Annotated in this window: 23 protein-coding genes and 1 pseudogene; 3 read left to right on the top strand and 21 right to left on the bottom strand. The window is 41.7% G+C overall.

Annotated elements, in window-relative coordinates; genetic code table 11:
* Together Q1V93_RS11200 and Q1V93_RS11195 are read right to left on the bottom strand one after the other, a co-directional pair.
* Positions 1 to 257: pseudogene (locus tag Q1V93_RS11200) on the bottom strand (4-hydroxyphenylpyruvate dioxygenase); the annotation flags it as partial.
* 114 nt (positions 258 to 371) lie between these two features.
* Complete coding sequence (locus tag Q1V93_RS11195) at positions 372 to 1,526, bottom strand: homogentisate 1,2-dioxygenase (RefSeq protein WP_300664720.1); 1,155 nt, start codon at positions 1,524 to 1,526, stop codon at positions 372 to 374.
* 237 nt (positions 1,527 to 1,763) lie between these two features.
* On the opposite strand from Q1V93_RS11195, the gene Q1V93_RS11190 reads away from it, so the two are divergent.
* From Q1V93_RS11190 to Q1V93_RS11180, 3 genes are all read left to right on the top strand, one after another.
* Positions 1,764 to 2,696, top strand: a complete 933-nt coding sequence (locus tag Q1V93_RS11190) for an NAD-dependent epimerase/dehydratase family protein (protein ID WP_300664718.1) — start codon at positions 1,764 to 1,766, stop codon at positions 2,694 to 2,696.
* 134 nt (positions 2,697 to 2,830) lie between these two features.
* The gene (locus tag Q1V93_RS11185; protein WP_300664716.1) at positions 2,831 to 3,709 is read left to right on the top strand and encodes a hypothetical protein; all 879 of its coding nucleotides are present in this window, start codon (positions 2,831 to 2,833) and stop codon (positions 3,707 to 3,709) included.
* Positions 3,710 to 3,817: 108 nt separating this feature from the next.
* Positions 3,818 to 4,543: a glycosyltransferase family 2 protein gene (locus tag Q1V93_RS11180; protein ID WP_300664714.1), complete on the top strand. Its 726-nt coding sequence runs from the start codon at positions 3,818 to 3,820 to the stop codon at positions 4,541 to 4,543.
* Between the two features lie 311 nt (positions 4,544 to 4,854).
* On the opposite strand, the gene Q1V93_RS11175 is transcribed toward Q1V93_RS11180, so the two are convergent.
* The 19 genes from Q1V93_RS11175 to Q1V93_RS11085 all read right to left on the bottom strand — a co-directional run.
* Positions 4,855 to 6,618: a hypothetical protein gene (locus Q1V93_RS11175; RefSeq protein WP_300664712.1), complete on the bottom strand. Its 1,764-nt coding sequence runs from the start codon at positions 6,616 to 6,618 to the stop codon at positions 4,855 to 4,857.
* Positions 6,619 to 6,627: 9 nt separating this feature from the next.
* A complete protein-coding gene (locus Q1V93_RS11170; protein WP_300664710.1) occupies positions 6,628 to 7,473 on the bottom strand; it encodes a hypothetical protein in 846 nt (281 codons plus the stop codon).
* Between the two features lie 127 nt (positions 7,474 to 7,600).
* Positions 7,601 to 8,974: an NADH-quinone oxidoreductase subunit N gene (locus Q1V93_RS11165; protein ID WP_300664708.1), complete on the bottom strand. Its 1,374-nt coding sequence runs from the start codon at positions 8,972 to 8,974 to the stop codon at positions 7,601 to 7,603.
* 1 nt (position 8,975) lies between these two features.
* On the bottom strand, positions 8,976 to 10,415 hold the full coding sequence (locus tag Q1V93_RS11160) for an NADH-quinone oxidoreductase subunit M (RefSeq protein ID WP_300664706.1): 1,440 nt from the start codon (positions 10,413 to 10,415) through the stop codon (positions 8,976 to 8,978).
* 3 nt (positions 10,416 to 10,418) lie between these two features.
* Positions 10,419 to 12,335: an NADH-quinone oxidoreductase subunit L gene (gene nuoL / locus Q1V93_RS11155; RefSeq protein WP_300664704.1), complete on the bottom strand. Its 1,917-nt coding sequence runs from the start codon at positions 12,333 to 12,335 to the stop codon at positions 10,419 to 10,421.
* Between the two features lie 3 nt (positions 12,336 to 12,338).
* Positions 12,339 to 12,668, bottom strand: coding sequence for an NADH-quinone oxidoreductase subunit NuoK (gene nuoK, locus Q1V93_RS11150; RefSeq protein ID WP_124747030.1), 330 nt, complete (start codon positions 12,666 to 12,668; stop codon positions 12,339 to 12,341).
* 2 nt (positions 12,669 to 12,670) lie between these two features.
* Positions 12,671 to 13,183 (bottom strand): NADH-quinone oxidoreductase subunit J, encoded by a 513-nt coding sequence (locus tag Q1V93_RS11145; protein WP_300664702.1) that lies wholly within the window; start codon positions 13,181 to 13,183, stop codon positions 12,671 to 12,673.
* Positions 13,183 to 13,722 carry an NADH-quinone oxidoreductase subunit I gene (locus Q1V93_RS11140; protein WP_300664700.1) on the bottom strand — a complete coding sequence of 180 codons (540 nt, stop codon included), beginning with the start codon at positions 13,720 to 13,722 and terminating at the stop codon, positions 13,183 to 13,185. The genes Q1V93_RS11145 and Q1V93_RS11140 overlap by 1 nt, the downstream gene beginning before the upstream one ends.
* Positions 13,723 to 13,730: 8 nt before the next feature.
* Entirely contained in the window at positions 13,731 to 14,861 is a 1,131-nt protein-coding gene (gene nuoH / locus Q1V93_RS11135) for an NADH-quinone oxidoreductase subunit NuoH (protein ID WP_300664698.1), read from the bottom strand.
* Between the two features lies 1 nt (position 14,862).
* Complete coding sequence (locus tag Q1V93_RS11130; RefSeq protein ID WP_300664695.1) at positions 14,863 to 15,831, bottom strand: 2Fe-2S iron-sulfur cluster-binding protein; 969 nt, start codon at positions 15,829 to 15,831, stop codon at positions 14,863 to 14,865.
* Between the two features lie 14 nt (positions 15,832 to 15,845).
* The gene (gene nuoF / locus Q1V93_RS11125) at positions 15,846 to 17,189 is read right to left on the bottom strand and encodes an NADH-quinone oxidoreductase subunit NuoF (protein WP_300664693.1); all 1,344 of its coding nucleotides are present in this window, start codon (positions 17,187 to 17,189) and stop codon (positions 15,846 to 15,848) included.
* 2 nt (positions 17,190 to 17,191) lie between these two features.
* A complete protein-coding gene (gene nuoE, locus Q1V93_RS11120) occupies positions 17,192 to 17,728 on the bottom strand; it encodes an NAD(P)H-dependent oxidoreductase subunit E (RefSeq protein ID WP_300664691.1) in 537 nt (178 codons plus the stop codon).
* Position 17,729: 1 nt separating this feature from the next.
* The gene (locus tag Q1V93_RS11115; RefSeq protein WP_300664689.1) at positions 17,730 to 18,950 is read right to left on the bottom strand and encodes an NADH-quinone oxidoreductase subunit D; all 1,221 of its coding nucleotides are present in this window, start codon (positions 18,948 to 18,950) and stop codon (positions 17,730 to 17,732) included.
* 32 nt (positions 18,951 to 18,982) lie between these two features.
* A complete protein-coding gene (locus Q1V93_RS11110) occupies positions 18,983 to 19,489 on the bottom strand; it encodes an NADH-quinone oxidoreductase subunit C (RefSeq protein WP_300664687.1) in 507 nt (168 codons plus the stop codon).
* Entirely contained in the window at positions 19,482 to 20,030 is a 549-nt protein-coding gene (locus Q1V93_RS11105; RefSeq protein WP_124747039.1) for an NADH-quinone oxidoreductase subunit B, read from the bottom strand. Before Q1V93_RS11105 ends, Q1V93_RS11110 begins: the two co-directional genes overlap by 8 nt.
* A complete protein-coding gene (locus Q1V93_RS11100) occupies positions 20,018 to 20,383 on the bottom strand; it encodes an NADH-quinone oxidoreductase subunit A (protein WP_124747040.1) in 366 nt (121 codons plus the stop codon). Before Q1V93_RS11100 ends, Q1V93_RS11105 begins: the two co-directional genes overlap by 13 nt.
* A gap of 354 nt (positions 20,384 to 20,737) precedes the next feature.
* Positions 20,738 to 21,427 carry a hypothetical protein gene (locus Q1V93_RS11095; protein WP_300664682.1) on the bottom strand — a complete coding sequence of 230 codons (690 nt, stop codon included), beginning with the start codon at positions 21,425 to 21,427 and terminating at the stop codon, positions 20,738 to 20,740.
* Positions 21,424 to 22,119 (bottom strand): hypothetical protein, encoded by a 696-nt coding sequence (locus tag Q1V93_RS11090; protein WP_300664681.1) that lies wholly within the window; start codon positions 22,117 to 22,119, stop codon positions 21,424 to 21,426. The genes Q1V93_RS11095 and Q1V93_RS11090 overlap by 4 nt, the downstream gene beginning before the upstream one ends.
* 115 nt (positions 22,120 to 22,234) lie before the next feature.
* A partial coding sequence (locus Q1V93_RS11085; protein WP_300664679.1) for a hypothetical protein occupies positions 22,235 to 22,839 on the bottom strand: 605 nt, incomplete at its 5' end.

Genomic DNA, 22,839 nt, shown 5'->3' with positions numbered 1-22,839 from the left:
CTATTCAATGCCGTTGTTAATACAATTCTGATTTTATCTTGCTTTAATACGTAAGATGCGCGATCTTTCACACCTGTTTCCAACCCGGCGTAAGCCAAATCCTGGAATCCGAAAGCTGTTTTGTAGAAATGAGCCGCTTGCTTTGCATTTCCTACATAAAATTCTACGTAATCCGTTCCAAGCAAAGGCAAAAAGTCCTGTGCTCCTTCAAAAATTTTCTCTAATCCGTATTCAACGTTTTTTATTTCGTTACTCATAATATTTTTCTTTAAATGTTTTATCCTTTCTCCCCTTGAGGGGAGATCAAGAGGGGTGACAATGCCATCCCCCTTTGTCCCCCTTCAAAGGGGGAAATGGTTCGTAATTATCTTCTAAAGCCAGCTTGTCGCATAGGAATCGTCTTCCATATCGATAGCAGCCTGTGTTAATTTTAAAGGTTTAAACGTGTCGACCATCACAGCCAATTCTTTTGTTTCCTTTTGTCCGATACTTCGTTCGTAAGCTCCCGGATGCGGTCCGTGCGGAATTCCTCCCGGATGCAGGGAAATGTATCCTTTCTCCACGTGATTTCGACTCATAAAATCTCCGTCCACATAATACAACAATTCATCTGAATCAATGTTACTGTGATTGTAAGGAGCAGGAATCGAAAGCGGGTGATAATCGTACAATCTCGGAACGAAAGAACAAATCACGAAGTTATGTCCTTCAAACGTTTGATGTACGGGAGGCGGCTGATGCACGCGACCTGTAATCGGTTCGAAATCGTGAATTGAAAACGCATAAGGGAAATTATATCCGTCCCAGCCAACAACGTCAAAAGGATGCGAAGCATATTGCAATTCGTGCAAGACATTCTCTTTCTTGATGAGGATGGTGAAAGTTCCCAATTCGTCGTGTGTTTCCAACTCGGAAGGCCCTCTGAAATCACGCTCACAAAACGGAGAATGCTCCAGCAACTGCCCGAAATGATTGCGGTAATTTCTCGGAGTGTAGATCGGCGAAAATGATTCTACGATAAACAAACGGTTCTTTTCCGTATCAAATTCCATCTGGTAAATCATTCCCCGGGGTACAACCAGGTAATCTCCGTAACTGAACGGAATATTTCCCATCATTGTACGCAGTTTTCCGCTTCCTTCGTGAATGAAAATCACCTCGTCTGCATCCGCATTCTTATAAAAATAAGTTGTCATAGACTTTTTCGGAGCAGCCAGCGCAATATTCAAATCGTTGTTGAAAAGCACAATTTCACGCGATTCCAGAAAATCATCTTTCGGAGCTACGTTAAATCCCTTCAGCATGCGGGAAGTGATATTTTTATTTACCGCCGGAACCGGAGTCAGATCTTTGAAAGTCTTCACCGACTTCACCATCGTTGGGCGATGCACGTGGTACAACAAGGATGAAAAACCATGAAATCCTTCCGTACCGAACAACTGCTCGTAGTACAACTCACCCGACTCTTTGCGGAATTGTGTATGTCTTTTAGGGGGAAACTTCCCCAGGTTATAGTAAAAAGGCATGTTCTATTCAATTATTTTTAAATGTTCGACAAATCAACCACACTGGTTATCATTCTGGTTTGCGAATAAGCAACCACGTTAGTTTTAGCGTCAATTCCAACCACATAGTATCTGAAAGTTACGCAAAAATACCGACAAATGTTGTTGGAAAAAATGAGAATTGTCAGTTTTTAACCGAAAGTGAAAACTTTTATTCGCAGGAAAAAAAATTATCTTTGCGCACAAATTGCACCCCCCATGAAAAAAATTTTGGTTTTAGGTTCTTGCGGACAAATCGGTACGGAATTAGTACTTGCGCTTCGTGAGAAATTCGGCTTTCAACATGTTGTTGCCGCGGATCTGAAAGATGCATGCCCGGAAAATCTTTCCAACGGACCTTACATCCAATTGGATGCTTTAAATAAAGACCTGGTTCGTTCTTATATTATAGAGCAGAAATTTACGGATGTTTATCTTCTGGCCGCCCTGCTTTCTGCAACTGCAGAGAAAAACCCTGATTTTGCCTGGAAATTAAATATGGAAAGCCTGTTTACTATTTTGGATCTGGCGAAGGAGGGGCATATTTCAAAAATATTCTGGCCTTCTTCCATTGCGGTTTTCGGTCCAACCACGCCAAGATTCAACACGCCTCAGTATACGGTAATGGAACCAAGTACGGTTTACGGAATTTCGAAACAAGCCGGGGAAAGATGGTGCGAATATTATTTCAATAAATTCGGAGTTGACGTCAGAAGCATCCGTTATCCGGGATTGATTTCCTATAAAAGCCTTCCTGGCGGTGGAACAACCGATTATGCCGTAGACATTTACTACAAAGCTAAAGCAGGTGAGCATTTCACGTGTTTCCTGAAAGAAGATACGGCACTTCCGATGATGTTTATGGACGATGCAATCCGTGCAACGATCGAACTGATGGAAGCTCCTAAAGAGCAAGTGAAAATCCGTTCCAGCTACAATCTTTCAGCGCTGAGCTTTACTCCGAAACAAATTTTTGAGAGCATTCGAAAAGTAGTCCCCTCATTTACAATTGATTATCAGCCGGACTTCCGTCAGGCAATTGCAGATTCATGGCCGGCGTCCATTGACGATTCATCTGCCAGAGAAAATTGGGGATGGAAAGAGCGTTATGATTTAGACAAAACAACTAGTGAAATGTTAAATAACTTATAAATTAGGTGAGTTTTCTCTAAACTATTCATTATTAATCGAAAAAAAAAAGCACTTCAGCGAAATTTTGCCTGTATTTAGGCAACTATAACAAAATAATTCTATCTTTAGATTGCGCTACAAAACTAATTCAAAACATGTGGAAATGTAAACAAGTCGGACTCATTGTTTTATTCCTGTCTCTACTAACTGCTGTTAAGGCATCCCCTATCACGGATCAAGATGGCAAGTTAAATGTTACGGATGAGAAAGGAAGAAAGCAAGGTAAGTGGATTTACTACGGTAAAGATCGTCCCGAGTCTGGTATTCCTGCAAATGGTAAGGTCGAAGAAGGAAAATATATTGATGACCGCAAGGAAGGTGTTTGGATTAAATATCACAACGACGGTGTAACTCCTTCTTTGAAAGGAACTTACGAAAACAATCGCCCGAAAGGGCATTTTACCCGCTATTGGCCGAACGGACAAATCAAGGAAAAAGGAGTTTTTGAGAAAAATATCTACAAGGATTCTCTTCTTAGAAAATATGAAAACGGACAAATCTCTTACCAGGGATTTTATAATGAAATCGGGAAAGAGAATGGAAAAATCCGTTATTACTATCCGAATGGTCAGTTGGAATACGAATACGATGCGAATAACGGAGTCATTACCGGAAAAGCAGTTCGTTATTACGAAAACGGTGACATCAAAGAAATCGCTTATTATGACGGAACCGGAAACCAAACGAAATCAGAGACAAAAGATCCTGTAAATCCGATGGTGAATGTAAAAGATCCGGGACAATCCAAAGAAAAAGCACCAGCCATAGCCGGAACACCGAAAACCCAGGGTGTCAAATGGGCTCCGAACGGTTACAACAAAGTCTATAATAACGACGGCGAAATCTGGCAGGACGGTGAATTCAAAGGTGGAGTTTTGTGGGATGGAAAAGTATATGTCTATGACAACGACGGAATCCTTCTGAAAGTAAAAGTTTACAAAGGTGGTGTCTATCATTCCGACGGACAGTTATAAAATATAAATGAAGAGCTAAAAATCCCCGGCATTTCGACTTTGCTCAATGACCGGGGATTTTTTGTATCCGTTCACTTCTGTTTTCAGGATTTTAGCTACTTTCGTTTCATGTCCAATGAAATCAATAAACTTTCTATTATCGTTCCGGCATACAATGAGGAGAAGACCATTTTAAGTGTCATCGAACTTTTAGAAAAAATTCAACTCGTTCATCATACCGGGAAAGAAATCATTGTCATTGATGATCATTCAAAGGACAAAACCGCTCAACTCCTTCAGGAATACACGCAGAAAAATCCGGATTCACCGGTAGTTTTCTTTTCGCAACCTGTGAACCAGGGAAAAGGTGCTGCAATCCACAAAGGAATCGAACTGGCAACAGGAAACATCATTGTTATCCAGGATGCCGACCTGGAATTGGTTCCGGAAGAAATCAACCTGCTATTGGCCTTGTATTTAAAAGCTCCGAATCAGATTGTTTACGGATCACGTTTTTTGGAAGACAAACATTCAAAAACCAATTTCATCTGGCACATTATGGGGAACGGTTTCTTAACGAAGCTTTCTAACATGTTTTCGGGCTACCGGTTGACCGATATGATGACTTGCTATAAAATGGTTCCTGCAGATGTATTAAAGTCCCTGAAACTGAAGGAAAAACGTTTTGGTTTCGAGCCGGAAGTAACCATGAAGCTTTCGAAAGTCAAGTCCCTGAGTATTCATGAAGTTCCGATTACGTATATCGCCAGAAACAAGGAAGAAGGAAAAAAAATTTCCTGGAAAGACGGCGTGAAGGTGATTTATTGCATTGTGCGCTACCGGATCGGGAAGTAAATCTTAGGAAGATTTATCCTAAAGCAACGTATTCAAATTTTCTCACGCAGTTTTCGCGGATTCCGAATGGTCGGGACAGGTTTTACATAGATACTAATACAAACTAAAGATCAGTTAAGACTTTGCGTTTAAAGATTAGGAGAATAATGAAGTTAGTGACAAATCGTGGCGACTGGTAAGCGCCACCAGACATTTGTGCATTTGCGGGAAAAAAACTCCTTATTTGTATAAAATCCCGTGGTTGAAAAACCAATTTTATGAAACGCAGAGAAGCAAAGGGCGCAAAGGTCTTTCAAAAATTAGTGTCAAATCTATTTCTTACTTGTTATTGCTTTGATGGTTGCACGGAAATCATCCATTTCGAACTGCTTATTCTCCGGATTCCAAATGAAAACACTGATTTTTTCCGTCCCGTCGTCTGAGGGATTGTATTCTTCTGCGAGATCAAATCCGGCCCATTTCTCTTTTCCTTCCCGGTAATAATTATAGAACGGGGCTCCACCGTAATGTGTCTGCTGTCCTGAATTTGAACTTCCCGAAAAAATGATCGAAATTCCCTTCCAATCTTCCGTTCCATTCAACAATCGTTTGTTTGCATGCACTTCCAGGTAAAAGCGGCACTGTTTGTATTCGGCCGGAATCTCAAAAGTCAATTCTGTCCACGGATCAGCACCCAATCCTACTTTCCGGTAGGTTGTTTTGCCTTTCATCAGATCATATTCAGCGAGAATTTTTCCATATGGCTGGCAGTTCGTCAGAACCACGTACTTTTCCTTCGTTCCGGAATCAACGTCAAACAAGCTCTTCCAAAAGGTCGTTGCCGTAAATTTTTGAACCGGGTAAATCCCGCTGATTTTCTGAAAAGTACGAATTGACAGATACAAAACAGGAATCGCTAAAAGAACATACATCCAAAACGCGCGCTTAAAAAGCTGAACAAAATACATCAGCAAAAATGCCGTAATGACCTGGTATTCCGTAAAACCACGGTGTCCGAAGAACAATTGATAATCCCAACACCACCAGGACGAAAGAATAAAAGTAATGCATGCCAGTGCAAGAGAAATCATTGAAATGGCAAAACGTTCTTTCTTCCAGAACACGATTGCACCGATCAGTCCCAAAGCTACCAAAGGTGTATGAATCAAAATTCCGCAGCGATAACTGAACCAGGTATCTGCCCAATGCGAGCCGTTAAAGATGAATCCTTCACCCTGGTAAGACCAATAAAATAAATGACCTGTTTGCCAGTAAGTCAAAGCTGGAAGAATCGCAATCGGAAGTAAAAACACAAACAATGCTTTCAGTAATTTTCCGTTTCTAAGCACAAACAAATCTGAAAAAAGTGCTTTCAGGGTATTCCGGTTTCCTGCCAGGAAGGGAAGGATCAGAAAGAACAACAAATTCGTCGGGCGCACTAAGAACAACAAACCGCTCACCAATGCAAACCAAAACAAGACAGAAGTTTTTTCCGTATTTTTCCATTTCAGGAAACAGTAAATCCAGACATTTACCAGGAAGAATGTGTATTGATGCGATAATGCCGGGTAGAAAAAGGCCTGGTAGCCGATATTCGTTGCAAATACCGTCAATAAAGCAATCAACCAGGTAAAGCGTTTTTGTCCGAAATACGTTGAAAGATTGGTTTTCAACAACAAAACTCCTAAAAACAGCAGCAAAACATTCGTCCAGAAAAAGAAATACAAATGTGTGTCAGAATATCCGTGAAAGGGATTTCCCAGCACGAAATCTACTCCACACGCCAATAAAAACGAAGGTGTCTGCAGTAACGCAACTCCCGGATAGCATTTGTTGACGAACTTTCCTTCTTCGGTTTTTAGAATGTAATTTTGGGGAGGTTTTCCCATCACCTCCTCTTCTTGCTTTAAGGTTTTTCGATAATCTTTTTCTCCCTGGAAAAGTGCGGGCAAAAAGTAGTAATAGCCTTTTCCATCTGAGTTAATGACTTCATTGCGCCACTGTTTCCCCTGCCATTTCAATACCAAAACTCCGACCAATATGAACCCGAAAGCCAGTAAAATCGTGCGGTAGTACTGTTTGAACTGTTGAACCATGTTCCGAAGTTAAGGCTTATCCCAGAAAGTCGGTTCTTTGAAACGGATTATTGACATGAAATTGGTGCTGACTTCCCGAATGATAATGGAGTAAATCAAACCGGTCAATCCGCTGTAAACAATTTGGTATTCCGTTACGAATACGCCGTCTTTATAAATCAGTTTTGATTGGAGATTTCCGAAAGCATCGTAAGTGAAACGCGATTCTGAAGTGGGAACAGGGTCCGTATTCTTATAAGTCGCAACGCTTTCGATCCAGCCTTTATCCGAATACTTGTATTTCGTAGTGATCTTATTTCGCGTGATCGTAAACAATTCTTCCTCACGTGCCAGATAACCCAGGCTATCCATATAGCGGGTCATTTCCAGGTATTGATTTCCGTAACTGTTGAAGACTTTCTTTTTGTACTGACCTTCGTACACCTGGTAATCCATTGTTTCCGTATTCCAAAGCATACTGCGCTCGATAAACGGATTCAGAAGACTGTGCATCGTATCAATATCGCGGTACACTTCTTCTTTGACAACCTGGCCGTCGGAATTGTACGAATAATACGTTGACAGGAATCCTTTCTTTTGACTGATTCGTTTTCTTACCAATCGTCCATCCTGCGTGTAATCATAAAAACGCACCGTTGTGTCGGTTCCGGAATCTCCTTTTGACGTTTGGTAATGCCGAACCAGGTTTCCAAGTGTATCAAAATCGAACACGTATACGTAATTCGATTCACGCATGATATCACCTTGTTTTTTGAAGGTAAACGTTCCGCGAATTTCCTTGATTTTAGTCCCTTTTACGAATTTCGTATTGAAAAAGGGAATTTCCGTCAAAGCGGCACCTTTTGAATTTTCCAACAATTGTGCTGATGCACTGCTTACTGAAAAAAACAGGATGAAAAAAAAGCTATACTTCAAAAACATAACGCAAAAATGGGTTGAATTTTGAAGCATAGCTCAATTTTATGAAAAATTGGAATCTTGGTTACAGCCACGAAAAGAAAATGCTGAATCCTAACATTCCAATCAATGCGATTGTCAATACACCGATTGTTAACGGTGACAACTTAATTTTTTCCTGTTCGTGTTCCGATGGAGAAACAATGGTTGCGATCACTTTCAAATAGTAATAAATACTGATTGCCGAATTGATCAAAGCGATAATTACCAACCACGAAGCATATTTCCATGCACCTGAGAAAACCAGGTATTTTCCGAAGAATCCGGCAGTTGGCGGAATTCCCGCAAGTGATAATAAGGAAACAATTCCCACAATTGCCAGGAACGGGTTTCTTTTTCCCAAACCTCTCAATGCTTCTATTCTGTCTTCCGAATCGTTTACAGCAATGCCTACAGCAATAATTCCAACGATAGAGAACCCGTAAGCAAACATATAGAACCACAAATCTCTGATTGAGGTTGCGTCTTCATTTACAAAAACCAATAAGGTATATCCGACATGCGTAATGGATGAATAAGCCAGTAAGCGCTTAAATTTCACCTGGCGCAATGCGGATAAGTTTCCGACAAACAAGGTAATGATGATCATCACCACCAAAGCACCTTTCCAGAAAAGGAACAATTCTCCGTGTCCGAAACACACCATGAACATTTTCAGGAATGCGTAGAATGCCGAAAGCTTCACTACAGATGCCATAAATCCTGTTACAGCATGCGGAGCTCCGTCGTATACATCCGGACTCCAGAAATGGAACGGTGCAGCACCCACTTTGAAAATGAAAGACGCCATAATCAATAACACACCAATCATTAAAATCGGGCTCAATGATTCCATTTCCTGGATTTTCATTTGGATCTCCAGCAATTTGAATGTTCCGGTTGCTCCGTAAACCCAGGCCAAACCGAACAGGAAGATTCCCGTTGCGAATGAACCTGTCAAGAAATATTTCAAGGATGCTTCCGAAGAGCGCACATCTGCTTTATTACTTCCTGCCATGACATAAATCGGAATGGAAAGAATTTCCAGACCTAAGAAGAACATGAACATATCCGTATAAGCCGTCATAATCATCGCTCCCACTGTAGAGAACATCAGCAAGCCAACGTATTCTCCCGTGTGAACATGATTTTCTTTGAAACGTTCGTATCCGGTTCCTCGGGTGTGCAAGGCCAAAACGCAAATGGCTAAACTAAACATCAAAGCCGGTTTGTTAAATTCCAATCCTTCATACTTCAGGAAATCAAAAAATGCTTTTCCTGTCTGAAGCTGTTTGATCATGATGATAATAGCAGCCAATAAACCTGCCATTGCAGAGCTTACAACTAACCAAGGTTTCTTTGCAAAAGCAGCAAAAAGGGAAATCAATCCACTGACAAAAACAATAAATAATGCATCCATATTATAAACCTGAAGGTGTTGAAAGGGTTTCTAAAACTATTTTTAAACTCGGATTCACAAAATCCGTAATGGCAGCCGGATATACTCCGAAAATTACCACCGCGATAATGATCACCGCAAGAACTGCCAATTCCGACCAATGCAGATCAGCAAACTGAGATCTTGTTAGCGGACCGTACATGCTCAACTGGTATGCGCGGAAGGTATAAACTGCTCCGAAGATTAAGGTTGTACCGGCAATCACTCCGATTACGATATCAAAGCCAACCAGGCCTTTCAACATCAGGAATTCTCCGATAAATCCGCTTGTCAACGGAACGGAAACGGATGCGAAAGCCAACGCTGCAAACCAGAATGCGAATTTCGGAGCTTGTTTTGCGAATCCTCCCAATTCATCCAGGTTTCTGGTTCCTGTTCTGCGTTCGATAATTTCTACTGCCAGGAATAATCCTACTGCTACCAAACCGTGGTTCAAAATTTGAACCATACTTCCGGACCACGCGTCGAAATTCAAGGTCATAATTGCCGCTGCGATCAATCCGACGTGAGACATGGATGCAAATGCAAATACACGCTTGATGTCCTTCTGCTTGATTGCGATAATCGCCGCGTACACCACTCCGATTGTTGCCAGAATGATAATCGGGTATTGCAAACAATGAAGTGCTTCGGGAAACAAAGGAATCATCCAACGGACCATTCCGTACAATGCCATTTTCAACATAATCCCTGAAAGCAGCATTGTTCCTGCCATCGGCGATTTCGTATACGTATCCGGTTGCCACGTGTGGAACGGGAAGATCGGAATTTTGATCGCGAAAGCAAGGAAGAATCCAAGCGCCAGCCAGCAAGCTGATTTAGCTGTTAACGTCACTGCTTTCAAATCTTCGATGTAGAAGGTCTTTGCTCCCATCTTAATTCCGATCAACGCTGCAAGCATTGCAATGGATCCGACAAAGGTGTAGATGAAGAATTTCATCAATGCCGCTTTTCTTTCAGGAGCACCAAACCACCAGGAAATTAAGAAGATCGGGATCAAGGTGATTTCCCAGAACACATAGAACCACAATCCGTCCATTGAAATGAACACACCGATCAAGCCCAACTGCATGAAGAAAACCATGCTCGTGAACAGGCGGTTCTCAGCTAATTCATTTTTCAGGTTTGCAAGCAAAATCAATGGAACCAAAACGGCTGTCAATAATAACATCAATAAGGAAATTCCATCGTAACCAAAACTGAGAGTAATTCCCGGAAGCCATTCCTTATTGCTTGTAAACAAATGAATCGTTCCATCATTGTTGTACTGCATCATACATGCTATCACAACACCTAAAACGGCTAGCGAACCGATAATTCCGTATGCACGAACTCCCTGTTTCGGGACAATCAATACCGATAACGCAAAGAAAACTGGTAAAATAAATAAAAGAATTTCCACGTCTTAGTTTTTATAATAGATAATGTAATAAACAATCAAACCGATGATTCCGAAAACCATCCACAGGATATAATTGTCTGTTCTTCCCGTTTGAATCTTGCGAATCAAATCTCCTGATTTTCCAATCGTTTTTCCTAAACCGACAACGCTTCTGTGTAAGAATGCTCCTTCGAAATAATGTGCTCCTTTTTCAGACAACCAAAGTGTTGGTTTCACAAATAAGAAGTCATAAATCTCATCGAAATACAATTTCATTGCGGAAGCTTTTTCCCAGCCTTTCAATTGCTCATCTGCAACCGGAACACTGTTTTTCTTCACGTAAACAATGTATGTTACGATGGCGATAATCACTGCCATTGCTCCTGCAGCAACCATCAACATCAAGGTTGTATTCGGATCTGCGTGCTCGCCCATTGTTTTCAAACCATCTACGTTTTGCGCGTAGTGATGCGACAACCAATGTGTTCCTTTGTGTAAGAAAACTCCCGGCAAATTCAATAATCCTCCGAAGATGGACAAGATTGCCAAAATGATCAACGGTAACGTCATGGAAGCAGGTCCTTCATGTACGTGATGCTCTTGTTCGTGTGTTCCGCGGAATGTTCCGAAGAAGGTTACGAAGTACAAACGGAACATATAAATCGCTGTTAAAGCGGAACTGAACATCAATGCGAAGTACACGAATTTATGTGATTCGAACGCATGACCGATGATTTCGTCTTTTGAATAGAATCCGGAAAGTAACGGAATCCCTGAAATAGCCAATGTTCCGATCAGGAATGTGAAATGCGTAATCGGAATTTTCTTGCGAAGACCTCCCATTTTGCGGATATCCTGTTCGTCCGACATGGCATGAATCACACTTCCGGAACCTAAGAACAACAATGCTTTGAAGAATGCGTGTGTTGTAACGTGGAACATGGCTGCAGTGTAAGCGCCCATTCCCAATGCTACGAACAACATTCCCAATTGAGAAACGGTGGAGTAAGCCAATACTTTTTTGATATCGTTCTGACGCATCGCAATGAATGCTGCTACAATGGATGTCGCCAAACCGATGTACAACATGATTTCTTTTGTCAAATGCGCGTGTTCGAACAAGTAGCTGGAACGAACCGTCAGGAAAATACCCGCTGTTACCATCGTTGCCGCATGGATCAACGCTGAAACCGGAGTTGGTCCGGCCATCGCATCCGGTAACCAGGTAAACAATGGAATCTGAGCAGATTTTCCGGTTGCTCCGATGAACAAACAGATCGTAATTCCGAAGATCAGACATTCAGAGATTTCAAATCCTTCTGCCAACACTGCTTTTGCAACTTCTGCATATTCCAGCGTTCCGAATTTTCCAAGAATCAGGAACAATCCGATCAACAAGCCCAAATCCCCGATCCGGTTCATGATGAATGCCTTCCGTGCAGCCAATGTGTTTTTGAAATCCTGGTACCAGAATCCGATCAACAAGTATGAACAGATTCCTACTCCTTCCCATCCGAAGAAGAGCATGAAGTAGTTGCTTCCCAATACGAGAACCAACATGGCAAAGATGAAGAGATTCAAATAGGTAAAGAACTTGTAATATCCCGCATCGTGCTTCATGTATCCCATGGAGAACAAGTGGATCAATGTTCCAACTCCCGTTACGATCATCGTCATCCACATGGATAAATTATCTGCGTACAAACGTGCGTGCAACGAGAATGATTCCGTTTTGATCATGGTAAACAAGTGTGCCGTTACCGGTTCTCCGTGCTGCACCCCCATGAATGCCATGGTTGCCAGAATAAAGGAAACAAGCATTACACCCGTTGCGATTGTTCCGACTAAAACTTTTGATAAAGATTTTCCGATTGTACCGTTAATAAATGCTCCTAATAACGGAAGCAGGATGATTAACGGAAGTAGTTGTGATACCGACATGTTTTAGTTTTTTAATTTATTAAACAATCGAATATCTACAGAGCGCGTATTTCTGAACAAAAGTACCAGGATTGATAATCCTACCGTCGCTTCTGCCGCTGCCACTACCATGACAAAAAACACGAATAATTGTCCGTCTGCCTGTCCCAGATACGTTGAAAAAGCTACCAACAGCAAGTTCACCGCATTGAGCATTAATTCAATGCACATCAATAAAATGATTGCATTTTTCCGGTAAAGAACTCCGAACACACCAATGATAAACAATGCCGTAGCAAGGACCATGTAATGTTCGATCTTTACGCCTGATTCAAATAATGTCGCTAATAACATAATTACTCTATCGTTTGTTTTTCACGTTTCGCTAATAGAACTGCCCCAACCATTGCTGCAAGGAACAAGATGGAAGAAACTTCGAAAGGAAGTACGTACTTTGTAAATAGTACCTGTCCAAGGTTCTCAACCAATCCTACTTTATGGGAATTCTCGTCGATCATCGGTGCTGCAAGAATTGCATCACGCATTGCAGCTACCAGCACCACGAACAATGCTCCGCCGGCAATGGCTGCACCGATCGTCATCAAAGGAGAATGCTTCGGTTCGTTTTCTTTGTTGAGATTCAACAACATCAATACAAACAGGAACAAGACCATGATGGCTCCCGCATAAACAATAATATTTACGATTGCGATAAACTGTGCGTTCATCAACACGTAGTTCGCTGAAATCAAGAAGAACGTCAATACAAGGTACAATACGCTTCTCACCGGATGCTTACTCAAAACAACCATCAAAGCTGTTCCGATCGTCAATCCACCCAGAATATAAAATAGATATAATAAACTCATTACGCTGGTCTTTTTCCGGTTAATTGTCTCTTACTGATGTCTACGCGCTGATCAACCGGTTCAACCAGTTTGTCTTTTCCGTAGATAAAGTCATTGCGCTCAAAATAAGTCGGAACGATACGATCTGTTAAGAAAATCGCTTCTTTCGGGCAAGCTTCCTCACACAATCCGCAGAAAATACAACGCAGCATATTGATTTCATATGTGGATGCATATTTCTCTTCACGGTACAGATTTTCTTCTCCTTTTTTACGTTCTTCAGAAGTCATTGTAATGGCTTCTGCCGGGCATGCTACTGCACACAATCCGCAAGCCGTACAGTTTTCACGTCCCTCCTCATCACGCTTCAATACGTGTTGTCCACGATAAACTGGTGCAAACTCGCGTTTCACCTCCGGATATTTTATCGTGTTGTGTTTCTTGAACAAATGCTTCAATGTAATCCACATCCCTCCCAAAATTGCCGGGAAGTAGAGTTTCTCCATGAAGGTCATCTTCTTGTTCGAAACAACTTTTTTGCGATTTGATAAACTTTCCATTCTAATATCTATAAGCTATTTCCGGTTTCTTTCTTCTCAAAGCTTGTATTGATTCCCAAAGGCTGTTCGATTTTTGCATTGTTTGCAGACTCGTTGTCCTTGTTTTTAGAGAACCATCCTGAAGTATAAGCGATCACAACTCCTGTGATCAATAGGTTGATCAAGGCGATCGGAATCATTTTTTTCCAACCGATGTGCATCAATTGATCGTAACGGAAACGCGGTAAAGTCCAGCGAATCCACATAAACACGAAGATGAAGAAGAATGTTTTTCCGAAGAATACCAAGGTTCCTAAGATTGCCAATGTATTTCCGGAGAAATGGTCCATTCCCGGGAAGTTGTATCCTCCGAAGAACAATACGGAAATCACCGCACAAGAAATAAACATGTTTACATATTCCGCGAACAGGAAGAATCCTAATTTCATCGCACCGTATTCTGTGTGGTAACCACCGATCAACTCGGATTCACATTCCGGTAAGTCGAACGGAGCACGGTTACATTCTGCCAAAGCAGTAATTAAGAATACGACGAAACAAATCGGCTGCTTGAAGACGTTCCAGGAAAACCAGCCGTCATTCCAGAAACCGTGTTGTTGTTCTACGATTTCTCTCATGCTCAAAGATCCCGACATCAATACAATCGTAATGACGGAAACTCCCATCGCCAATTCGTAGGAAATCATCTGAGAACTCGCACGGATTGCTCCGAACAAGGCAAATTTATTGTTGGAAGCCCAGCCTCCGATCATGATTCCGTAAACCCCGATGGAAACTGCTCCCATAATGAAGAGAATCCCGATGTTTACATCAGCAACTTGTAAAGCAATACTTTCTCCGGCGATTTTCAAATCCGGCCCCCACGGAATCACTGCTCCTGTAATCAGGGAAGTAAACATGGCAATTCCCGGCCCGATGATAAACAACCATTTATCAGCATTTGTCGGTCTGAAATCTTCTTTGAAGAACATTTTTCCACCATCAGCCAACGGCTGAAGCAAACCGAAAGGTCCCGCTCTGTCCGGACCGATACGATCCTGCATCCAGGCTGCAACTTTTCGCTCCATCAGAGTCAGATAAGCTGCAATTCCCAATGTAATTGCGAATAAGGCAACAACTATGATTAATTTTATGATCATCTTACTTTCCTGTTAGTTTTTTGGCTTCGATTTTATCGTCAGCAATGTATTGGTTTTGAGAGATCACGGAATGACGGTTAATCACACGCGGTCCTTCAATTTTCCACTTGCTAGTATCTTTTTTGTCGAAACGGCACTCGTTACAAATCCAGGCTGTTTTTCCGTCGATATCTTCGATTTCACCGTATTTGTCTTTACGACCTGTTACCCGGTAAATTTCGTCTCCGAACATCCAAACCACTGCTTTTCCGGCACATTTCGTACACTCACAAGATGCTTCCATCGGTTTTAAGAACCATACACGGCTTTTGAAACGGAATGTTTTATCTGTCAATGCTCCTACCGGGCACACATCAATGACGTTTCCGGAGAAATCGTTGTCGATTGCTTTCTCGATATACGTTGAAATTTCCGCATGATCTCCGCGGTGCATGACTCCGTGAACACGTTGGTCCGTCAACTGATTGGCAGTGTAAACACAACGGTAACACAAGATACAACGGTTCATGTGCAACTTGATCTTATCCCCGATATCAATCGGATCAAAGGTTCTGCGTTTCTCTTCGTAGCGCGTTCCTTCTTTTCCGTGTTCGAAACCAAGATCCTGCAAATGACATTCTCCCGCCTGGTCACAGATCGGACAATCCAGGGGGTGATTGATCAGCAAGAACTCTGTTACAGCAGCGCGGTTGTCATACACACGTTCTGATGTTTTGTTCTTTACAACCATTCCATCCATTACCGGAGTAGAACAAGATGCAACCAATTTGGGCATCGGACGCGGATCTGCAGCAGATCCTGCAGCCACTTCCACCAAACATGTTCTGCATTTTCCTCCACTTCCCTGCAATTTGCTGTAATAACACATTGCAGGAGGAACTACGTCTCCACCGATTTTGCGAGCAGCATTCAGGATCGTTGTTCCCGGTTCTACTTCTACTTCAATATCGTCAATGATAACTTTTACCATAATCGGTCTCTATTTTATACTAAAGGCATGTGACTGGATGCAATTCCGAAGTTGCGTTTTACCGCTTCATCCGGGTGCGTTACGTGCCATTCAAATTCTTCACGGAAATGACGGATTGCCGCCGCTACCGGCCATGCAGCAGCATCACCCAGCGGACAAATCGTGTTTCCTTCTATTTTCTTATTGATTTCTGCCAACAAATCGATGTCGTGCATGTGTCCTTGTCCGTATTCCAAACGACGAAGTACTTTCTCCATCCATCCGGTTCCTTCACGGCAAGGTGAACATTGTCCGCAAGACTCGTGCGCGTAAAAACGTGCAAAGTTCCAGGTATTTCTTACGATACACTGATCTTCGTCGAATACGATAAATCCTCCTGAACCCAACATGGATCCGGTTGCAAAACCACCTTCTGCCAAACTTTCGTATGACATCAAACGGTCTGTTCCTTCCGCTGTTTTGGTAATCAGGTTTGCAGGCAAGATCGGAACGGAAGATCCTCCCGGTACGCAAGCCTTGATTTTTTTGCCGTTTGCGATTCCTCCACACCACTCGTCCGAGTAGATGAATTCTTCTACGGAAAGACCCAATTCGATTTCGTAAACTCCCGGTTTTACCAGGTTTCCACAAGCTGAGATCAGTTTCGTTCCGGTACTTTTTCCAATACCGATTTTTGCGTATTCAGCTCCGCCGTCATTCACGATCGGAACAACCGCTGCAATGGATTCTACGTTGTTTACTACCGTCGGGCAGCCCCACAATCCTTTTACAGCCGGGAATGGTGGTTTGATACGCGGGTTTCCGCGCTTTCCTTCCAATGATTCGATCAACGCAGTTTCTTCCCCACAAATGTAAGCTCCACCACCCGGACAAATTGCTAAGTCCAAATCGTAGCCTGAGCCTAAAATATTTTTTCCTAAGAATCCGTTTGCGTATGCTTCGGCAATTGCTTTTTCCACAATTTCCAACACCCACATGTATTCTCCGCGGATATAAATGTATGATTGATTACATCCCAAAGCGTAGGAAGAAACAATCATTCCTTCCACTAACAAATGCGGGATCTTTTCCATTAAGAAACGATCTTTGAACGTTCCCGGTTCAGATTCATCGGCGTTACACAATAAGTAACGCGGAACTCCTTCCGGTTTTGCCAGGAAAGACCATTTCATTCCTGTAGGGAATCCGGCTCCTCCACGACCTCTCAATCCGGATGCCTGAACTTCCTCCACCACATTTTGCGGCGACATTGTTTTCAAAGCTTTCTCAACCGAACGGTAACCTCCGTTTTTGCGGTAAACTTCAAACGATTCGATTCCGGGAACATTTGCGTGTTCCAATAATAATTTTCTTCCCATTCCTATTTCTCTGAATGTTCATTACGAAGGACTTCCAATAATTTATCTACTTTGTCAGTAGTCAAATGTTCGTAGTAGTATTTACCACATTGAAGCATTGGTCCGTAACCACAAGCTCCCAAACATTCGGCTGTTTTCAAAGTAAACATTCCGTCGGCAGAAGTTCCGCCTACTTTGATGTCCAACTTTTTCTCAATGTATTCAATGATATTATCCGAACCAACCAACATACATGGTCCTGTTCTGCAAACCTCCAAAACAACTTTACCAGGTTTCTCAATGTTAAACATGGTATAGAAAGTTGCTACTTCATACACTTCGATCGGTTGAATATCCAACAAGCTGGCAACGTAATTCATGGTCGGTACACTTAACCAACCTCCGAATTCTTCTTCCGCCAAATGCAGAATACGCATCAAGGCACTTTTTTGCTTTCCTTCCGGAAACATGTTGATGATGCGTTGTACTTCAACCATTTTCTCAGCGCTGAATTGTGGTTCAGCCTGATCTGTACTATTATGTGTAACTGTTATACTCATCTTATGCGTCCAATTCTCCTGCAATCACATTCAAACTACTTAGTGTCAATACTGCATCTGAGATGGTTTGACCAGTAATCATTTCCGGATATGCTTGATAATAAATAAAACAAGGTCTTCTGAACTGAAGTCTGTATGGTGTTCTTCCTCCGTCTGAAATCAAATGGAATCCCAATTCTCCGTTTCCACCTTCAACCGCGTGATACACTTCTCCAACCGGAACAGGTGTTTCACCCATAATGATTTTGAAGTGGTAAATCAACGCTTCCATTTTCGTGTAAACATCTGCTTTCGAAGGCAAATAGAATTCAGGAACATCCGGTGAAAAATAACTTCCTTCCGGAAGGTTTTTATAAGCTTGTTCGATGATCTTTAAACTCTGACGAATTTCTTCCTGACGCACGCAAAAACGATCATACGTATCTCCCTGTGTTCCTACCGGAAGGATGAAATCGAAATCCTGGTAAGAAGAATACGGGTTCATTGCACGCACATCGTAATCCACTCCTGCTGCGCGCAGATTTGGTCCTGTGAAACCGTAATCCATTGCTCTCTCAGCAGAAATAGCTCCGGCTCCGATCGTACGATCCATGAAGATGCGGTTACGCAATAATAAATCGTCGAACTCCTGGAAACGTTTCGGGAATTCTTTCAGGAATTTTTGCAGTTTGGTGTGGAAAGTTGGTGAAAAATCACGCTCAAAACCACCGATACGACCGATGTTTGTTGTCAAACGTGCTCCACATACTTCCTCGTATAATTCGTATATTTTTTCGCGTTCCTGGAACATGTAGGTAAACCCTGTCAATGCTCCGGTATCTACCCCGATTACCGAGTTACAAACCAAATGGTCTGCAATGCGCGCCAACTCCATGATGATTACACGCATGTAATCTACCCTTTTCGGCACTTCTACTCCGATCAGTTTTTCCATCGTCATTTCCCATCCCATGTTGTTGATCGGGGAAGAACAATAGTTTAACCGGTCAGTGATCGGTGTAATCTGATTATAAGGTCTGCGCTCCGCCAATTTTTCGAATGCGCGGTGGATATAACCGACAGTTTGAACCGAACCAAGGATTTTTTCACCGTCAACGGTCAACACGTTCTGGAAAATTCCGTGTGTTGCAGGGTGAGTAGGCCCGAGGTTTAGCGTTGCGATTTGTCCGTCGATGGTTTCATCGGCGAATAAGCTTTTATTTTTATTAGGAGTATCGCTCATAGTCTTTTCTTTATCAAAAGCAATGCTTTCTCTTATCTACCGAAGTAGCGATCATCTTTATCTTCTCTTGTTGCATCTTCCAAATGGTATTCTTTACGCATCGGGAAGTAATCCATTGAATCTTCGTTCAGGATTCTTAACAGGTTCGGATGTCCTTCGAAGATCACTCCGAAGAAATCATACGTTTCACGCTCCTGCCAGTCAGCACCGATATAAATATCCCGAATGGATTGAATCGTCGGGTTTTCGATCGGAAGAAACGCACGAATGCGCAAACGCACATTGTTCACGAAAGAGTGTAAGTGATAATTCACACACAATTCGCGGTCTTTATCATTCGGGAAATGGGTTGCTCCGATCAAAGTCAGGAAAGACACTTTCAACACCTCATCTGTTTTCAGCCAGGCAATCACATCATGTGCCTTATCAGCAGGAACTTCGATTGATAATAAGCCATAAGGTTCTTCGTGATTGCGGATCGCTTCACCGAATTTTTCCTGTAAGCGAGTTAAAACTGCTTCGTTTGTCAAATTACTCATCGTTCAAATCGTATTTCTTCAACAAATGTTTGTATTCATCTGAATACCGGCGGCGCAATGATTCGCTTTTCACCAACCGGTGAATATTCATACAACCTTCGATGATTTGCTCTGGTCTTGGCGGGCATCCCGGAACGTACACGTCAACCGGAATCACACGGTCAATTCCCTGCAATACGGAGTAAGTATCAAAAATCCCACCTGAAGAAGCACATGCTCCAACTGACAAGACCCATTTCGGTTCTGCCATTTGCTCATATACTTGTTTCAAAACAGGAGCTAATTTCTTGGAGATTGTTCCGGCAACGATTAACAAATCTGCCTGACGCGGTGAGAAGGACATCCGTTCCATTCCGAAACGCGCTACGTCGTAGTTACTTCCCATGGTCCCCATGTATTCGATACCACAGCAAGAAGTAGCGAAAGGAAGCGGCCAAACCGAGTTTGCACGAGCTGCTCCAATGACTTTGTCGAGCAATGTCAATTGGAAACCTTCTCCGTTAATGGTTTCTACACCATTGATAATTTCTACTTTTCCCATTCTAAAGCACCTTTTTTAAGTACGTAGAAAAATCCTGTAAGGAAGAATGCCACGAAAATGATTACTGCAATTAATCCGTCCATTTTCAGGAAATGGAAATTCACCGCATACGGGTAGAAGAAAATCACTTCCACATCGAACAGTACGAATAAAATTGCGGTTAATAAATAACGGATGGAGATAGGGAAACGTGCGTTTCCAACTTCTTCAATACCACATTCCCAGTTGGAATTTTTCTTTTTTCCTAACAGTTTAGGCCCCAGCAAAGGAGCTACTACCAGAACCGTAATCACGAAGCCTAAAGCAACGGCTGCCTGGAGCAATATCGGTAAGTAATCTTCTGAAGAAGACATAATCACTAGTTTTAAGACTCGCGAATTTAATACATTTTAACAAGAACAACCGGCGTAAAAACCTATTTAGATTTAATCTAAATTACAGGGTAAGTATTTGCAAAACGCCCTGAATTCGCTGGTCGATGAAAAGTGTTTGTCTGGCGAAGATAAAGCGATGTTGATGCGGAATGTTTTCTTTACGGGGTTGGAATCCCGTTAGATAAAAGGTGGATTCTTTTTCTTTTTAACGGTTTTTTTAGGTGAGTTTTACTGCCATCAAATGAAAAATCGTTGACTTTTTGCCAATTTGCCAAATGGCAAACCGGGAATTACCTGATGAAACAAGAAATGAAGGAAGTGTTTTTAAATTCCTTATATCGGTAGATTCATTGACGTCATAGCTCCTACATACAAAAGATAAAGGGCAGCAATAATCAAGCATGTTGCTGACAAAGCAAACATGAAATTCGTCAATCCTTTATTCTTATAGCGATCCGGATGGCGACTAACCCGGATAAAAGAAATCAAGGAGCAGATAAATAGGACCAACACCAATCCGGTAATAAAAATCCCCGTTCCCAGATAAAGAAAGGAACTAAAGACGCTTATTAAGCCAATTGAAATACCCATTCCAATAAATATTCCCATTGAAACCCAGGTAAGTGGCTCGGTTTTCTTTTTTACTTCTGAAACCGGTTGATCTAAACTCTGTATGGAGAGATTATCTACCTTTCGATGGCTCTCTTCCTGTCGGGACGCGATGTGTTGCTTCTCGATAGTTCGCTTCATTCCTTGTTCATCAGCCGATGAAACCATCTTTTCATCAATCTCTTTCAATGGAATTCCCTCAGAAACAGGAACTGATTCAGGTACTTTTGCTTCTTCAGAGGAATCTATTAATTCTGTTGTTTCCAGGAGAAATTTCCTTTCGGGATTTTCCTCAGTTTTCTTTTTCTCAAGGTTTCTCTTCCACTCCACATGGTAACCAGCTCCAAAATGGCGTTTCGTAATCGTGCAAGCGAATAGCACGCAGAAGGATAAAAGTGTAAATAGTAGTTTCATAGGAAATCAACATTATTGGTTATAAACAACAAGTAGTAAACCACCATAAATAGAAGCGCTCCAATTCCGACAGTACTTAATCCAAAAAGAATCCAGGTAAGCCATTTAGCTTTGTACCTATCCGGATTTTTTCGGATTCGAACCACTGAAACGATTGAAAAGATTGTGACAAACAGTCCAAGAACCATGATCGCTATTACCAACGGACCCGAAAAAAATCCAATCAGACTCAAAACCATTAAAAGTGAAACTCCAAGTGCCAAAAAACTCAGGGCAACCCATGTGAATTTCTCAACTTTCCGTGGTTTTTCTTCAATAGCTAGTTGATCTTCAGTTATTTTCTCATTGTCTGCTGATTCTTTTAATGCCTTTCGTTTATCTGATTGAATGATGTTAGGCCCGAATACTTTCTCTTTTTGGGTAATTACTCTACCCTCAAATGGTTTTGACGCCTTCACTATTACCGAATCCTGTTTTTCCTCATTTTCAGCAGCACAAACCTTTGATGTTCGTAACTCCTCATCTGGCAAAAAATTATTTTCTAAAAGAATCTTGTTGTTGAGATTACTTTTCTTTTCTTCTGTCTGATGGTTTCTCTTCCACTCAACATGGTAACCTGCTCCAAAATGGCGCTTCGTAATCGTGCAAGCGAATAGCACGCAAAAGGATAAAAGTGTAAATAGTAGCTTCATAGAAATATTTTCACAAATGTGAGAAGTAAAATTTACTTTCTTGTTGCGATTTTCCGTACTCGATTAAAACAGATAGCAAAATATGCTATCCATCCAATTAAATTACAAGGAGTTACTAGTATTCTATAAACAAATTATCATTCACCCCGGGAGCAATTAAAATTGTATCAATATATTCAGTTAAACTACCATTCCGAATGACTTGAATCTTATAAACATATCTTCCGGCCAACCCTTGTTCTATTTGATTGGTATTAGAATAGCACCCAATTGCATAAGGACTCCACTGTTCGTTATTTATGTTTACATAATAATCTTCATCTATATTTCTCAAAATTATTCGCATACTGTCAGAAGCTCCTGAACAATTCACATTCTCTAATTTGTAATTAATCTGCATCAAAGGTAAAGCTCGGATTTCGTAATCCCGCGGCTCCTTCCGGGTAATCAAATCATAACTTGGTGCATTTATTAAAGAATAACTTCCAGAGTAATTCTGAAATTGAATGTTAGAATAATCAAAGTAAATCCGGTACATATAATCCAGTTTTTTCTTCGGGAAAAAGGATATTTCCGCAATACCATTAGCATTCGTAGAACCTTCAAGTTCAAAATCTGTGTATTCTATTTCACCGATTCCTCCTCCTTTTTTAGCCCGATACTCCTTGATCGTGTACTTTACACCTGAAATAGGTTCACCAGTATACGGAATGTGTGCTT

The sequence above is a fragment of the Fluviicola sp. genome, assembly GCF_030151805.1.
Taxonomy (GTDB): Bacteria; Bacteroidota; Bacteroidia; order Flavobacteriales_D; family Crocinitomicaceae; genus Fluviicola.
This window is presented reverse-complemented; position numbering and strand designations above follow the sequence as displayed.

What these genes read in the sequence shown, in the direction of transcription:
- Q1V93_RS11195 (WP_300664720.1), bottom strand. Translation starts at nt 1,526, where the DNA reads ATGCCTTTTTACTATAACCTGGGGAAGTTTCCCCCTAAAAGACATACA.
- Q1V93_RS11190 (WP_300664718.1), top strand. Translation starts at nt 1,764, where the DNA reads ATGAAAAAAATTTTGGTTTTAGGTTCTTGCGGACAAATCGGTACGGAA.
- Q1V93_RS11185 (WP_300664716.1), top strand. Translation starts at nt 2,831, where the DNA reads ATGTGGAAATGTAAACAAGTCGGACTCATTGTTTTATTCCTGTCTCTA.
- Q1V93_RS11180 (WP_300664714.1), top strand. Translation starts at nt 3,818, where the DNA reads ATGTCCAATGAAATCAATAAACTTTCTATTATCGTTCCGGCATACAAT.
- Q1V93_RS11175 (WP_300664712.1), bottom strand. Translation starts at nt 6,618, where the DNA reads ATGGTTCAACAGTTCAAACAGTACTACCGCACGATTTTACTGGCTTTC.
- Q1V93_RS11165 (WP_300664708.1), bottom strand. Translation starts at nt 8,974, where the DNA reads ATGGATGCATTATTTATTGTTTTTGTCAGTGGATTGATTTCCCTTTTT.
- nuoL (WP_300664704.1), bottom strand. Translation starts at nt 12,335, where the DNA reads ATGTCGGTATCACAACTACTTCCGTTAATCATCCTGCTTCCGTTATTA.
- nuoK (WP_124747030.1), bottom strand. Translation starts at nt 12,668, where the DNA reads ATGTTATTAGCGACATTATTTGAATCAGGCGTAAAGATCGAACATTAC.
- Q1V93_RS11145 (WP_300664702.1), bottom strand. Translation starts at nt 13,183, where the DNA reads ATGAGTTTATTATATCTATTTTATATTCTGGGTGGATTGACGATCGGA.
- Q1V93_RS11140 (WP_300664700.1), bottom strand. Translation starts at nt 13,722, where the DNA reads ATGGAAAGTTTATCAAATCGCAAAAAAGTTGTTTCGAACAAGAAGATG.
- nuoH (WP_300664698.1), bottom strand. Translation starts at nt 14,861, where the DNA reads ATGATCATAAAATTAATCATAGTTGTTGCCTTATTCGCAATTACATTG.
- Q1V93_RS11130 (WP_300664695.1), bottom strand. Translation starts at nt 15,831, where the DNA reads ATGGTAAAAGTTATCATTGACGATATTGAAGTAGAAGTAGAACCGGGA.
- nuoF (WP_300664693.1), bottom strand. Translation starts at nt 17,189, where the DNA reads ATGGGAAGAAAATTATTATTGGAACACGCAAATGTTCCCGGAATCGAA.
- nuoE (WP_300664691.1), bottom strand. Translation starts at nt 17,728, where the DNA reads ATGAGTATAACAGTTACACATAATAGTACAGATCAGGCTGAACCACAA.
- Q1V93_RS11115 (WP_300664689.1), bottom strand. Translation starts at nt 18,950, where the DNA reads ATGAGCGATACTCCTAATAAAAATAAAAGCTTATTCGCCGATGAAACC.
- Q1V93_RS11110 (WP_300664687.1), bottom strand. Translation starts at nt 19,489, where the DNA reads ATGAGTAATTTGACAAACGAAGCAGTTTTAACTCGCTTACAGGAAAAA.
- Q1V93_RS11105 (WP_124747039.1), bottom strand. Translation starts at nt 20,030, where the DNA reads ATGGGAAAAGTAGAAATTATCAATGGTGTAGAAACCATTAACGGAGAA.
- Q1V93_RS11100 (WP_124747040.1), bottom strand. Translation starts at nt 20,383, where the DNA reads ATGTCTTCTTCAGAAGATTACTTACCGATATTGCTCCAGGCAGCCGTT.
- Q1V93_RS11095 (WP_300664682.1), bottom strand. Translation starts at nt 21,427, where the DNA reads ATGAAACTACTATTTACACTTTTATCCTTCTGCGTGCTATTCGCTTGC.
- Q1V93_RS11090 (WP_300664681.1), bottom strand. Translation starts at nt 22,119, where the DNA reads ATGAAGCTACTATTTACACTTTTATCCTTTTGCGTGCTATTCGCTTGC.